Annotated in this window: 10 protein-coding genes and 1 pseudogene; 9 read left to right on the top strand and 2 right to left on the bottom strand. The window is 36.0% G+C overall.

What is annotated here, in order from left to right:
- Positions 1-69: 69 nt before the first annotated feature.
- The 7 genes from CBF33_RS02100 (at position 70) to CBF33_RS02070 (ending at position 9365) form a co-directional block, all read left to right on the top strand.
- Positions 70-1902, top strand: coding sequence for a cation:proton antiporter family protein (locus tag CBF33_RS02100; RefSeq protein WP_126761150.1), 1833 nt, complete (start codon positions 70-72; stop codon positions 1900-1902).
- Between the two features lie 183 nt (positions 1903-2085).
- A complete protein-coding gene (locus CBF33_RS02095; protein WP_126761148.1) occupies positions 2086-2985 on the top strand; it encodes a phosphate ABC transporter substrate-binding protein PstS family protein in 900 nt (299 codons plus the stop codon).
- Positions 2986-3065: 80 nt separating this feature from the next.
- Positions 3066-3785, top strand: coding sequence for a response regulator transcription factor (locus tag CBF33_RS02090; protein WP_126761144.1), 720 nt, complete (start codon positions 3066-3068; stop codon positions 3783-3785).
- On the top strand, positions 3782-5512 hold the full coding sequence (locus CBF33_RS02085) for a sensor histidine kinase (protein WP_126761142.1): 1731 nt from the start codon (positions 3782-3784) through the stop codon (positions 5510-5512). The genes CBF33_RS02090 and CBF33_RS02085 overlap by 4 nt, the downstream gene beginning before the upstream one ends.
- 67 nt (positions 5513-5579) lie before the next feature.
- Entirely contained in the window at positions 5580-6782 is a 1203-nt protein-coding gene (locus CBF33_RS02080) for a chloride channel protein (protein ID WP_126761140.1), read from the top strand.
- 198 nt (positions 6783-6980) lie between these two features.
- Positions 6981-8177: a hypothetical protein gene (locus tag CBF33_RS02075; RefSeq protein ID WP_126761138.1), complete on the top strand. Its 1197-nt coding sequence runs from the start codon at positions 6981-6983 to the stop codon at positions 8175-8177.
- A gap of 21 nt (positions 8178-8198) precedes the next feature.
- Positions 8199-9365, top strand: coding sequence for an amidohydrolase (locus tag CBF33_RS02070; protein ID WP_126761136.1), 1167 nt, complete (start codon positions 8199-8201; stop codon positions 9363-9365).
- Between the two features lie 32 nt (positions 9366-9397).
- Here CBF33_RS02070 and CBF33_RS02065 read toward each other — a convergent pair whose 3' ends face one another.
- Positions 9398-9997, bottom strand: coding sequence for a class I SAM-dependent methyltransferase (locus CBF33_RS02065; RefSeq protein ID WP_126761134.1), 600 nt, complete (start codon positions 9995-9997; stop codon positions 9398-9400).
- A 253-nt stretch (positions 9998-10250) separates the two neighbouring features.
- Positions 10251-10730, bottom strand: coding sequence for a hypothetical protein (locus tag CBF33_RS02060; RefSeq protein ID WP_126761133.1), 480 nt, complete (start codon positions 10728-10730; stop codon positions 10251-10253).
- 324 nt (positions 10731-11054) lie between these two features.
- On the opposite strand from CBF33_RS02060, the pseudogene CBF33_RS02055 reads away from it, so the two are divergent.
- Together CBF33_RS02055 and CBF33_RS02050 are read left to right on the top strand one after the other, a co-directional pair.
- Positions 11055-12455 (top strand): annotated as a pseudogene (locus CBF33_RS02055) (PTS mannitol transporter subunit IIBC).
- A 26-nt stretch (positions 12456-12481) separates the two neighbouring features.
- On the top strand, positions 12482-14551 hold the full coding sequence (locus CBF33_RS02050) for a BglG family transcription antiterminator (protein WP_126761131.1): 2070 nt from the start codon (positions 12482-12484) through the stop codon (positions 14549-14551).
- Positions 14552-14557: the final 6 nt, after the last annotated feature.

The following is a 14557-nucleotide window of genomic DNA, read 5'->3' as shown; positions in this document are numbered from 1 at the left end:
TCTTCTTTTTGTTTGACTTTTTATACGAATTCACGTAACTTGTTAAGAAAATAAGAAAGGACGTTTGATATGGAAAAATTACCATTGGTCATTGTGTTACTAGCGGCGCTTCTAATTCCACTTATGATGGGGAAATTTAAAATTAATGTCTTTCCATCGATTGTTGCAGAAATTATTGTCGGAATTATTTTAGGAAAGAGCGTTTTAAATATTATTGAAATTGGGGATTATTTGGAGATATTTTCATCTTTTGGGGTCGTATTCTTAGTATTTCTTAGTGGGATGGAAATTGACTTTTCTTTATTTAAAAAGAAAGAAGAGACATCCGATGATGATACGAAAGCAGTCAATCCGTTGAAGATAGCTCTGACAGCATATTTGACTATGCTAGTCTTATCGTTTGCTGTCAGTTACTTTTTTCATTTTAGTGGTTTATTTGAAGACTACTGGTTGTTATTTATTATTTTCACCTCTATTGCCTTAGGAATTGTGATTGCTTCACTAAAAGAAAGAGAACTTCTCAGCCAGCCTTTTGGACAAACTATACTTCTGATTGCAGTTTTAGGTGAGATTACGCCATTGGTCTTATTAACGGTTTATTCTTCCGTATTTGGCTCGGCCGATAGTAATTTATGGATGATTCTTTTAATATTAGGTGTAGCAGCCCTATTATTACGTTTTAAGAAAGTTTATACGTTTTTTGAAGAAATCGATAAAGTTACCACGCAACTCGATATTCGTTTAGCCTTCTTTATTATTTTGACGCTGGTCGCAGTTGCTGAAGGAACTGGAGCTGAAAGTGTTTTAGGCGCCTTTTTAGCTGGGATTGTAATGAAACTATTAAAACCACGTGAAAGTACAGTTGAAAAACTGGATTCTTTTGGCTATGGATTTTTTATTCCGATTTACTTTATCGTGACAGGTGTTAAGTTAGATTTATCTTCTATTTTTTCAGATGCCAAAACGTTATTACTTATTCCATTATTCTTTATTTCATTTTTCTTAACGAGAATATTGGTTATTCCGATTTTAAACCGTCATTTTAAACGCGCCAATGCCTGGGCAGGGACTTTTTTATCTGCTACTACTTTAACGCTTATTCTTCCAATTTTGGAAGTGGCCGAGCAAGTGGGGGCAGTGAATGACAACGAAAAGGGTGCGTTGATTTTAGCTTCTGTTTTAACTTGTGTGTTTTTCCCACTTTTCTATAATAAACTATATCAAAAAGAACCAACGGAAAATCGCCCAACTCGAGTTAGTATTATTGGTACCAATTCATTAACGATGGCGGTAGCCAATGAGCTGTTAAAGAAAAACTATGAGGTCAATCTTCTCACAGATGATGAACAAGCCTATCATACTTTCAATAGTGAAGGACGCGTGCAGTTAGTTAGTTCCATGGTTGAGCACTTTCCTGAACATTTAACGCCTACAACGACCGATGTTTTAATTATTAATTACGACGATACGGATAATGAAAGTCAAATGGCACGGTTAGCAAAAGAACGAGGGATTGAGCGAGTTATCGTTCATTTCGAAACTAATAATATTGTAGAAGATACCTATAGTGAACTAAGTGATTATGGCATTGAAATCTTTAGTACATTTGATGCACAAGCTAGTTTGTTACGCACGATGGTAGAAACGCCGTCGATTATGAAAATTATTGATGATACAGAAACAGGTTTATATGAAGCAACGGTTAAAAATAGTCGCTACGCTGGTATTCCGATTAAGCAGTTACCATTTGTCGATGCGATGACAATTAGTAATATTAGAAGAGGAAATCAACTCTTAACACCGCACGGGAATACGATAATTGAGCTGGACGACCATTTAATTTTCACGGGTCAAAAAGAAGAAATTACAGGTATTAAACAACAATTAGAACGAAAAAACTAACGAAACGTAACCAAACAGGAGAGTGGATAACTCTCCTGTTTTTCATTCTTTACATAAATGCTTTTAATCTTTACAAAAAATTTACAATAGTTTGGCATTAGAATTTACATAGGCGCGTTATGATAAAGATGTGGTTGAGATATATCACTTAGATAACATAGAATAAAGGAGACTCATTTAGTTATGAAAAAATTAAGTATCGTAACACTATTAGTTGGTGTTACACTTGCCATGGTTGGTTGTAATAGTGCTGGTAAAACAGATGAACCAACAACAGATGGCAGTAAATCAGCAAGCAATGGTAATGAAAAAATTGAAATAAGTGCGGTCGGTTCAACAGCACTCCAACCGTTAGTTGAAAATATTGCTGATATTTACATGACAGATAATCCGAATTACACGATTGTCGTCCAAGGTGGCGGAAGTGGGACAGGATTGAGTCAAATTGTAGCAGGTGCAGTTGATATCGGTAACTCAGATATTTTTGCGGAAGAAAAAGATGGCATTGATGCGAGTGAATTAGTCGATAATCAAATTGCCGTAGTCGGAATGGCACCAGTTGTTAATAAGGATGTAGGTGTTGAAAATCTTACTACCGAGCAGCTGATAGATGTGTTTACTGGTAAAGTAACGAATTGGAAAGATTTAGGTGGAAAAGACCAAGAGATACTTGTCGTTAACCGGGCTCAAGGTAGTGGAACACGTGCTACTTTTGAAAAATGGGCGTTGGACGGTGCTCAATCGATTGCCTCACAAGAACAAGATTCATCAGGTACGGTTAAAAAAATCGTTGCTGAAACACCTGGTGCTGTCAGCTATCTTGCTTTCTCGTACTTAGATGATACGCTAACGACGTTAAAAGTAGACGGCGTTGAAGCAACAACTGAAAATGTTGCAACAAATGATTGGAAAATCTGGTCATACGAGCATATGTACACGCAAAAAGATGCAAAACCAGAAGTTAATGAATTTATCGACTACATTCTATCAGACGACGTGCAAAAGAATGTTGTAGAAAAATTAAACTATATTCCAATTACATCAATGGATGTTACACGTGACGTAGACGGAAATATTAAATAACGGTCACGCTAGATTTTCTCAGACACTCTTGTCTATGCTATAATAGAAATACAAAAGACAATCTGAGAGGAGTGAGTAGTTTGAAACATATTTTAGTTGTGGATGACGAACCGTCAATTACGACATTATTAAAATATCATCTTGAAAAAGAAAATATGACGGTTACAGTTGTCCATGACGGGCAAACTGCTTACGACACAGCGTCAAAACATTCATTTGATTTTATTATATTAGATTTAATGTTACCCATGATGGATGGCTTTGAAGTCACCCAATTATTGCGGTCGCAAAACATTAAAACCCCCATTATAATGCTTACCGCAAAAGATGAAACTGTTGATAAAATAATTGGTTTAGAAATGGGCGCCGATGATTATTTAACCAAACCATTTAGCCCACGTGAACTTATGGCACGACTTAAAGCAGTTGAAAGACGTGGTTCTCGTTATCAAGTAGAGAAGGCTCAACCAGTAAAACCGACTAATGATTCCCCCACAATTATAGTAGGTGAACTGATTGCTTATCCTGAACAGTTTACTATTTTTAAAAATGATATCCCCCTATCATTAACTAAAAAAGAGTATGAACTGCTTATCTACTTTATGAAACGAAAAGGTCGGATTATCAATCGTGATACATTGGCTCAACAGCTTTGGGAAGATGAACTTTACCAACATTCTCGAACGATTGATATTCACATTAGCCATTTACGTGAAAAGATTGAACATTCACCGAAAACCCCCGAATACCTAATAACTGTTAGAGGGTTTGGTTATAAATTACAGGAGCCGACGATATGAATCAACGAAGACATCTGAGAAAGAAAATGACTTATATGATTGGTTTTATGATGCTTATTCTACTAAGCGTCATTTTAACCAATCGTTTTTTTAATCAACAACAACTTGGAAATCAACAAGCTCAGCTGACTCGAGATGCCGAATGGATGGTGCGTGTTTTAGAACTAGAGAACCGTGAACGATGGGAAACTGATCACTTAGACAAAGCGAAACGCTACTTGGCTGCTAGTCAACAACTTGATTTTTATGACCCAACAGGTGAGAAAATAGGAACAGATGAACAGGAAACAGGATTCCTACCAGAAATACAAGCCATTTTAAATCAAAATCAAGAACGAGGAAGTGCGGTGCGTAATGTTCATCAAACAACCTCGTACGTCTATTTAGCCTATCCAGTAAAATTTAATCACGAATTACAAGGAATAGTTCGCATTAGTGAACCCTTACGTACACCGAACAAGAGAGTGAAACAATTTCAATATGCATTAATCGGCATCGAAATTTTATTGTTTTTACTCGTGTCTCTTTCACTTTGGATTATTGACCGACACAAAAAAGCCCCATTACAATATGCCGTTCCTATCTTAAAAGATTTTTTATCACATCCTGAAAATCATCATGAATTAAGTGAGAACTCACAAGAGTGGGGCATACTTTACGAAGTCTTAAATGATGTGATGAAGGAAACGAATGATATGTATTATCAAAATCTCATTACGGAAGAACGGTTTTCATTCTTATTAGAACACCTATCAATCGGTATCATCGTACATCACGAGCAACTGAATGGTGACGTGCGCGTGACGAAAAATTCTGTGTCAGAAAAGTGGTTGTATCGTCAAAATGGACTTCAAGCGCAATTGGATGAGATGATAACAAACTTAAAACCTTTAAGACGAGATTGGGAAGAAGAAATCACGCTTAACTATCCAGAATTTCAAGTCATAAATGTATCGCTAAAATGGTTGAATACCAGTAATGCTATTGAGCGAGATGATTATGTTATAATGCTTTACGACTTAACGCCTATAAGGAAAATAGAACAAATTCAACACGACTTCATCCGCAATCTATCACATGAGTTAAAGACTCCGATTACTTCAATTATTGGATTTTCAGAAACATTGTTAGATAGTGCGCTAGAAGAACCCGAAGTAGCGCGCGAGTTTGTTCAAATTATAGAGAAAGAAGCGAAACGTTTATCACGGTTAATCCAAGATATGTTGTTACTATCTCGAACCGTAGAAACATTTGACGAACAGATAGCTCATAAAGAATCCATCGAGCAGTTGATAACAGAAGAAATCAATCTGTATCAGCCACTCATCAAACAAAAAAATCTATCTGTCATTCCAGAACTAGATGATGAAAGTCATCATTGCTTATTTCCATCTGTTTTTTTACAACCCATTATTAAAAATCTTCTGGAAAACGCATGTCTTTATACGGCCGAATCAGGTACGATTAAGATTCAAACGACGGTTTATGAGAATGAATTAATCCTGACGGTGACGGATGATGGCTGTGGTATACCTGAAGAGGAGCAAAATCGGATATTCGAACGTTTCTATCGTGTTAGTAAATCACGCCAACGACACACTGGTGGCTCTGGACTGGGACTTGCGATTGTGGCACACTATGTGGAATTGTTGGAAGGAAGTATTGATTTAAAAAGTAAATTAGGAGATGGCACCACGTTTAAAGTGACCCTTCCTATAACAAATTAACTTTACAACACCCTTTTCTTTGATAAACTAGAGAGGGTGTTTTTATTTTATTAGAGGAGGGAAGCCGGTGCAGAGACAACACGTATCTCTATACATCAAACTATTTTTTTCTGTTACCTTGATTAGCATAATCATGGGGGGATTAGCTTCTTTCTTTTTGAATAGTCTTACGCTAGTAAATGACATACGTTTACGTCATAGCTGGTTACTTTATTTATTACCGATTGGTGGTATGATAACCAGATATTGTTATTTAAAATATGATAAAATGGCGGCTGAAGGCGTTAATCTTGTATTAAAACGTGCTAGAGGTCATCAAAATAGGATTCCAATCGGTATGTTACCACTCGCACTCTTTGGAACACTTTTAACTCATTTGCTTGGTGGTTCGGCAGGAAGAGAAGGGACGTCCGTGCAGATGGGCGGAGCTGTGGCTGAAGCCATTACCAAGAGATTTGGCTTAGAGAAAGATAAAAGATATCAACGCCTGCTCATGATGACAGGCATAGCGGCAGGTTTTAGTGCAACGTTTGGCACACCGCTAGCTGGGACATTTTTTGCTTATGAAGCACCACGTTATCGTCATCTTCCGAAGATACAACCCTTACTCATTATTTATGCCAGTTTCCTTTCAAATATGATAGGCGAATTAGTGGGAGCGACGCATCGATTGTATCCCGCTGTCAATCTGGCTCGCATTTCGTTGAAAAACTTACTGTCCTTAGTCATATTGGGCATACTAGCTGGGATAGTCGCGTTTCTTTTTACTTTTAGTCTTACTATGTTAAAAAAAGTTTATCATGACTTAATAAGTAAACCGATTTTAATCAGTGCGATTGGAGCGGTTATATTCATATTCATTATCACCCTTTTCAAATTGGAAGATTATCAGGGGCTGAGTCTGCAGCTTTTTGATCGAGCTTTTTCAGAACAATCTTCTGATTGGGACTTTTTAAAAAAATTAATGACAACCGTCTTAACACTTGCTGCAGGATTTCAAGGGGGAGAAGTCACCCCATTATTTGAAATCGGTGCAAGTCTTGGAAACGTCCTAGTTCATCAAGGCTTAACACTTTCTATTACGACAGCGGCTGCCTGTGGCTTTATCGCTGTGTTTGCAAGTGCTGCCAATATTCCAATAACTGGATTTATTATGGGAATCGAATTATTCGGTTGGGGTATTTTACCTTATTTATTTATTGTAATCCCTATTAGTTATTTAATCTCTACTTCAAGAACAATATATACGTCTCAATTAAAACCGTTGTAAATAGAAAACATCTATATTCTTTGTTATATCCTTAATAATTTTTTATTAAACACCATAAGGAATACTAGAATATAGGTGTTTTTTTATATCTTCTTTGTTTGTTTTTAAACAAAAAAGTCCTTTACACTCTAAATATTAAACGATATGATAGTAAAAAATTGTCAGAATATTTAAACTTTTAAGAGAGGAGGTAATCAGATGAATGTACTAGTTGCTTTTATGTGTATTACCGGAATTTTATTCATTGGCGAATTTATTTCGTCTAAAACAAACGCTTGGATACCTTCCGTGTTTATTTCAGGTGTTCTATTCTTAGTAGGTTTTTGGACAATTTTACCACATAATATTTTAGAACTATCAGGGATTTCGCCACAATTATCCACGCTATTTGTTTATTTACTTATTACGAATATTGGAACGATGTTATCTATTAAAGAGTTAAAAGAGCAATGGAAGTTCGTTCTCGTATGTTTAGCCGGAATGCTAGGTGCGATTGTTTTACTCCTATCAGTCGGGCGTATGTTAACCGATTATAACACCGTTATTATCGGAACACCGCCTCTATTAGGAGGAATTGTTTCTGCTTTAATTATGAGCGATGCCGCAACCAAAGTAGGTTTAACTGATTTATCAGTACTAGCGATTGTTATCTATGTTATGCAAGGCTTTGCAGGTTACCCATTAACAGCAATTGTGTTAAAGAGAGAAGGGCGTAATACGTTAAAGTTATTACGGAATGGACAGTGGAAGAGAAACGAAGAAGATACTAAAGGTGCTGTCGCTAATCCTATGGAAGAAAGAGCAAAAATATTAAATTACTTACCATCTGCTTTTGATACAAGCTATTTTTGTTTCTTGCGCGTTGCCTTTGTAGCATTTTTAGCAAATGAGTTCTCAATACTCCTTAAAACGATTGTAGATATTAACGCATTTGTTATGTGTTTAATTTTTGGTATTTTTGCCCGTTACTTAGGTTTCTTAGAAAAAGCACCGCTAGTAAAAGCCAACGGATATGGTTACGCAATTCTTGTGCTAATGGCATTTGTATTTGATGGTTTAAAACAATCGACTCCTGAAATGCTTGTCAAACTTATGGTCCCGATGCTTGTTATCATCGGTGTAGGGGTTATTGGCATTTATATATTTTCATTTATCGCAGGTAAAATATTAAAAGTTAGTACAAACTTAGCATTTGCCACGTCACTTACCGCTTTATATGGCTTCCCAGCTGATTACATATTAACGACTGAAATTGTTAGAAGTTTAGCAACTAATAAAGAAGAAGAAGACGTGCTTTATCAACATATGGTTCCACCCATGCTAGTAGGCGGATTTGTATCAGTGACCATAGTATCTGTTGTTTTAGCTGGAGTATTTGTTGGATTTATTCATTAAGATAATAAGAAAGGTGATTATATGTCAGTAAAAGAAATGATACTAAAAGAAAAAGACTTTCTCGTTGATTTTAGACGAGATTTACATCAACATCCCGAATTGTCTATGGAAGAATATGAAACGACTAAAAAAGTCGCAAGTGAACTTGATAAACTAGGTGTTCCTTATCGTTTGACAGAACCTACAGGACTTATTGCAACGATTAAAGGCAATAAAGAAGGAAAGACAGTATTACTAAGAGCCGATATGGATGCACTTTCTGTACAAGAATTGAATGAAGGGCTATCATACACATCACAAACCGATGGAAAAATGCATGCTTGTGGTCATGATTCACATACGGCTATGCTTTTAACAGCAACGAAAGTTCTTGTTCAATTAAAAGAAGAATTAAACGGCACCGTACAGCTTGTATTTCAACCGGGAGAAGAAGTCGCTAAAGGTGCTAAAGCAATGATTAAACAAGGGGCTTTAGAAGGAGTCGACAACGTTTTCGGATTACATATTTGGTCACAGTTACCAAGTGGAGTTGTAGCATGTGATCCAGGTCCTAGTTTTGCAGCTGCTGATGTCTTAAAAATTCATTTTGAAGGGAAAGGTGGGCACGCTGCAATGCCACAACAAAGTGTGGATGCTGCAATAATGGCTTCCCAATTTGTTGCAAATGCGCAAGCGATTATATCACGAGAAATCGACCCATTAATGCCTGCAGTCTTAACGATTGGTAAAATGGAAGTTGGTCAACGATTTAATGTCATTGCTCAAGATGCTGTTTTAGAAGGAACTATCCGTACATTCCACAAAGAAGCTCGTGATACGGTGGAAGAAAAATTGCGCTGCTATGCGAATCAAATTGCAGCGATGTATGGTGGTAAAGTAACGATTGATTACGAACGCATTACTGAAGTAGTCGACAATGAAAAACAATCCGCTGAACTTGTAAAACAAATAACACGAGAAGCCTTCGGTGAAGAGGCAATAGCGAATCCCGCACCAACCATGGGTGGAGAAGATTTCGGATTCTTTATGACTGATACACCGGGAGCTTTCGCTCTAGTGGGTTCAGGAGATCCTGAAAAAGATACATGCTGGCCACATCATCATGGACGTTTTAATATCGATGAAGATGCCATGTTAGTCGGTGCAGAGTTATACGTTCAATATGCCATGAAGTATTTAGGTCAATAAGAAATAACCACTCTCTATTAGAAAGGGAGTGGTTATTTCTTTTTTAGTACTAAACTATATGAAAAATGTTTCTTTATCTCATTGTGAGAGGATACATAAAATCCAGCTTTCTGAGCGAAACGAATTAAATCTCGCGTTCGATAAATAGATAAACCAAACTTATCAGCATGCATGAAAGAAAGGTACTGTTCATCCAGATAGATTAAGATGACTGTGCCATTTCTATTTAAGATACGAGCTAACTCTTTAAATACGATAGACAGATCCGACCAAAAGTAAAGCGTATTAATACTGTAAATCATATCAAATTGTTCACTTAGATAATCTGTTTGATGAATATCACCTAAAGAAATATTAAGATTGGGCAAGGGATACATTTGTTTAGCATGAGTGACCATATCAGGAGCGTATTCAAGACCATAAAATTTAGCATGATTTGAGTTTGCTAGTTGAGCTAATAATGATCCATTACCAAAACCAACTTCTAAAACAGATGGAGGTTTAGAATAATCAATCATATCAACAATAAAAGAGCGTTCACGATGAGTTAAATGTGACATCATGAAGGTACTAATGAGCCCAATATAGCCAGTTGGTTTAGCAAATGGTCGTGCAAGTTTTGATATTGTCATAAAATCATCCTTTAATTTTAACTATATAGTCACACTATAACATATAACTAGCAAACAATCGTTTTAGCAGTAGAAAGAGCATATAGTAGTAAAATATTTTTAAAATCTTTGATTTTTTTAAAATAAGCTAAAAAATCAATAAAAAGAGAGTAATAGCGAGGGAATGACTACTTTATTTTAATAAATTATTTTAGGTTTACATAATATATATTATACGAAGTAGAATTTGTTTTTATTATTAAACATATAATCATTAAGGTGTTTCTATAATCAATTGATACTCTATTTTAGCATCATCTATTAATCGTAATGGATTATCAGGATTTCTTTTAAACGTCTTTTTAAAATCTTTACTTTGAAGCAAAACATGTTTGTCTGTTAGTTTTAAACTGACGTCTTCAAAATTGTACGTTAACCGACTTGACTCCAAGTCAGTTTCTGTTAATTTAGTAGTCAAAAATTCTTGATTAAATCGATTGAGATCATTATTTACAATGTCTGAATCTGGTTCATCAGTCAGATACTGAAATGAGACGTACAATTTACCATTTTCATAATTATAGACGCCATCATGTTGATATGTATAAGAATCGGCCCAAACTTGCATGATACCAGCTTTAGAAATGTTGCTGTTACCACGATGTAACTTACTTTGATAGGACATTAATAAAAAGGATAAGGCAGAAATTAAGACGGTGATTCCAATAATTTTAGATTTTTTATTACTTTTCATCTAACAAAATCCCCCTTACATTAATCAATAGAAAACGCTTAAAAATACAGTGAAATCATTTTATTACTTATTTTAAGTATATAATATTTATCGTTAGGTTTCCAAATAATAACGTGCTATTCTATCAATGATTGTCCATAAATATTAGACTATGTTACTTTTGTCCGACAATCATGGACAAAACAGTTATTTCATTAGATTGTTATTCACATAGTAAAGCGGTTACTATATAGATGAACGAATTAGATAACGTTCAGTCTTCTTTTGCGCAAAAGAAACAATTCGTTTATTCACTCAAAGGAACTCATCATAAGGAGGAAAAAAATGAATAGTTCAGGAAATTTTAAAGTAAAAGTTCAACAGTTTGGTAGTTTTTTAAGTGGCATGATTATGCCCAATATTGGAGCATTTATCGCATGGGGTATTATTACAGCATTCTTTATTCCAACAGGCTGGTGGCCAAATGAAGCATTAGGCGAAATGGTAGGACCAACGATTACCTACCTCCTCCCTATCTTGATTGGTTACACAGGTGGTTCTTTAATTCATGATAAACGTGGTGGCGTTGTCGGAGCAATGGTTACGATGGGTGTCATTGTAGGAACAGATATACCAATGTTCTTAGGTGCTATGATTGTCGGACCACTATCTGCATGGTTAATGAAAAAATTCGATGATGCTATTGAAGGTAAAGTCCCTGCTGGTTTTGAAATGCTCGTCAACAACTTTTCTGCCGGTATTCTAGCAGCTATACTCGCTATCGTGTCATTTTAGGCAATTGGACCTGCAGTTGAAACGCTTAATAAACTTTTAGCTAGTGGTGTTGCCTTTCTTATCGACCACTCTCTCCTACCCCTTGTTAGCTTGTTCGTAGAACCAGCTAAAGTGTTGTTTTTAAATAATGCGATTAATCACGGGGTGTTAGGACCAATTGCCATTGAACAAGCTAATGAAATTGGTAAATCCATCTTATTCTTAGTGGAAGCCAACCCTGGACCTGGTCTAGGTATCTTACTAGCATACACTGTTTTTGGAAAGGGCTCTGCAAAACAAACCGCACCGGGTGCAATGATTATTCATTTCTTAGGTGGGATTCATGAAATCTACTTCCCTTACATCTTAATGAAGCCTGCTTTACTATTAGCAGCGATTCTAGGTGGAATGTCTGGTATCTTTACGTTCTCACTTTTCAACGTTGGACTTGTAGCTCCGGCATCACCTGGTAGTATCTTCGCTCTACTAGCAATGACACCAAAAGGCGGTTACTTAGGTCTACTCGCTGGCGTTTTTGCTGCAGCAGCCGTTTCATTTGTTGTATCTGCCTTTATCTTAAAAACATCTAAAAATGATACAAAAGACTTAGCAGAAGCTCAAGCGGAATCAAACTCACTTAAGCAAACACGTGTCACTGCTGACAACGTTTCTGTTGAAAAAAATACGACTAATTTCGCAACACCAGACTTAATTGTTTTCGCTTGTGACGCTGGTATGGGCTCAAGTGCTATGGGGGCTTCAGTTCTTCGGAAAAAAATCAAAGATGCTGGTCTTGATATTAAAGTGATCAATAAAGCCATTTCTCAAATTCCTGAAGAGGCAGATATTATTATCACGCATAAAGATTTGACTCCACGCGCAAAAGAGAAAAAAGCAGATGCCTACCATATTTCAGTCGATAATTTCTTAGCAAGTGATAAATATGATGAATTAGTTAATCGCTTAAAATAAACATCAGAAAGGATTTGTGAATCGATATGTATTTAACAGCACGTTCTCGCCTTATTTTAGAACAGTTACTTTTAACTAAAACATATCATGACGTGACAGAGCTAGCCGAACGTTTTGAAGTCAGTGAACGTACGATTCGTCGTGATTTAAAAGAAGTAACTGAACTTTTAGAAGAAAATGGTTTAACCTTGAAACGTGACAAACAAGCCATATCGATTCAAGGATCTGAAGAAAAAATTGAGGCATTTAAATGGCAAGTTTTAGATTTAACTTACAATGATTATACACCTGACGAACGTCAACAGTATATTTTAAAAGAACTTCTAAAAGCGACCGATAGCATTAAACTTGTCGCGCTTGCTAATGATTTAAATGTGACCGTCGCAACGGTTAGTAATGACCTTTCTAAGATTGAGAACGATTTTTTCCTTGCTAATAAGATTATTAGAAAGCCTGGTCTTGGTATTTATTTAGATATTGATGAAAAGTCAAAGCGTCAGCTTTTAAGTGACCTTTTTTGGAAAAGAATATCGCATAGTCAATTTATACAGCTTTATAATCAACGAAATACCAATGCTTTTTTTGAAGAACGTCTCGATTTCTTATTTGAAAATATAGATATTAAAATTATCGAACGTGGCTTGTCATATATAAAAGAAGTGTTTGGTCCTGGAATTTCAGATGATGCTTATTTTAATCTTGTGATTCATTTAGCCGTATCAGTAGAACGGATTTTAGAGGGTAATGCCCTACCTGTTCCTGAAAACTTATCGGATTTAAAACAACTACCTGAGTATCAGATTACCCGTGACCTTTTGGAACAGACATTAGCAGACGTATTACACACCATTCCTGAAGGAGAAATCGCTTTTCTGACCACTCACATTCGTGGAACGAAAACTTACGTTTTCACTGAGTATTACAGTGAAAACGAACACTTCTATGCGACAACCTTAGCTGCCCAGCTTATCCGTCTTGTTTCAGAAAATGTAGAGCAAGAGCTTTACACGGAAACGTTGTTAAAAGGTTTAACCGCACACTTACGTCCGACATTAAGACGGCTGCAGGATGGGTTAAGTATAAATAATCCACTTTTAGAAACGATAAAAGAAGATTATCAAGACTTATTTTATGTGATCAGACATATCTTTGATACTCATTATCCTGAAATGACCATTCCTGATGAAGAAATCGGATTTTTGGTCTTACACTTTGGAGCAGCAATTTTACAAAATTCGCAAAAGGCAAGTCTTTCAGGTTTAGTCATCTGTGCAAGTGGCATCGGCACGTCAAAAATGTTAGTCACACGCTTAAAAAAGGCGATTCCACAATTAAAGTATTTAAAGACGATTTCTCTTTTTGAATTAGAACGTAATCTAGCGTCACATGATTATGACGTTATTGTATCGACTATCGATTTAGGTAAAGTACCCTATCGTTATTTTTTAGTCTCCCCTATTCTAACCGATCGCGAACTTTCAAAAATTGAGATACATTTACAATCAAAAATATCAACATACGCACGTCGTACGACGTCTGTAGTTAACGACGTGACGTTAAATAAGCATGAAGCTCTTCACTTTATTCAAAAACAAGAAGAAAAACTTAAAGTAGTTCATTCCCTTATGAAACGTTTTGAAGTTCACCCCATCAATAGTCCTAAAGGAACGCAAGAGGATGTACTACGTGCGATGTGTACTAACTTACTACACTATGAAAGAAACCTAGATATAGAGGCACTAGTCGCCTCTATGAGATTAAGGGAAGAATGGAGTGGCTTTGGCGTGACTGGGACACAAATTGCACTCTTTCATGCTAGAACTGCTGAAGTAGATGAACCTGTTTTCCAACTCTTCCCTATTTTAAATGGCACGATGTTAATACCAGGTATGGACGGAAAAGAAATTGCTGTCAATACGTTGGTTTTATTACTCGCACCAGAAAAATTTGAAACAGAAGGCTTAGATATTTTAAGTCAACTAAGCTCTATGCTAATTGAAAATCAAGAAACGATAGACTTGATAGAGTCCGGCAACACAGAAGAGATTTCCTCTTTTGTGATTGCAAAACTCTTATCTTTTTTAAACGAATCTTGATAAAGG

The sequence above is a fragment of the Vagococcus lutrae genome (assembly GCF_003987555.1).
GTDB classification, from domain to species: Bacteria; Bacillota; Bacilli; order Lactobacillales; family Vagococcaceae; genus Vagococcus_A; species Vagococcus_A lutrae.
The sequence above is the reverse complement of the archived record's forward strand: the minus strand, read 5'-3'. Positions and strand labels throughout refer to the sequence as shown.

What these genes read in the sequence shown, in the direction of transcription:
- CBF33_RS02085 (WP_126761142.1), top strand. Translation starts at nt 3,782, where the DNA reads ATGAATCAACGAAGACATCTGAGAAAGAAAATGACTTATATGATTGGT.
- CBF33_RS02060 (WP_126761133.1), bottom strand. Translation starts at nt 10,730, where the DNA reads ATGAAAAGTAATAAAAAATCTAAAATTATTGGAATCACCGTCTTAATT.
- CBF33_RS02095 (WP_126761148.1), top strand. Translation starts at nt 2,086, where the DNA reads ATGAAAAAATTAAGTATCGTAACACTATTAGTTGGTGTTACACTTGCC.
- CBF33_RS02100 (WP_126761150.1), top strand. Translation starts at nt 70, where the DNA reads ATGGAAAAATTACCATTGGTCATTGTGTTACTAGCGGCGCTTCTAATT.
- CBF33_RS02065 (WP_126761134.1), bottom strand. Translation starts at nt 9,997, where the DNA reads ATGACAATATCAAAACTTGCACGACCATTTGCTAAACCAACTGGCTAT.
- CBF33_RS02075 (WP_126761138.1), top strand. Translation starts at nt 6,981, where the DNA reads ATGAATGTACTAGTTGCTTTTATGTGTATTACCGGAATTTTATTCATT.
- CBF33_RS02070 (WP_126761136.1), top strand. Translation starts at nt 8,199, where the DNA reads ATGTCAGTAAAAGAAATGATACTAAAAGAAAAAGACTTTCTCGTTGAT.
- CBF33_RS02050 (WP_126761131.1), top strand. Translation starts at nt 12,482, where the DNA reads ATGTATTTAACAGCACGTTCTCGCCTTATTTTAGAACAGTTACTTTTA.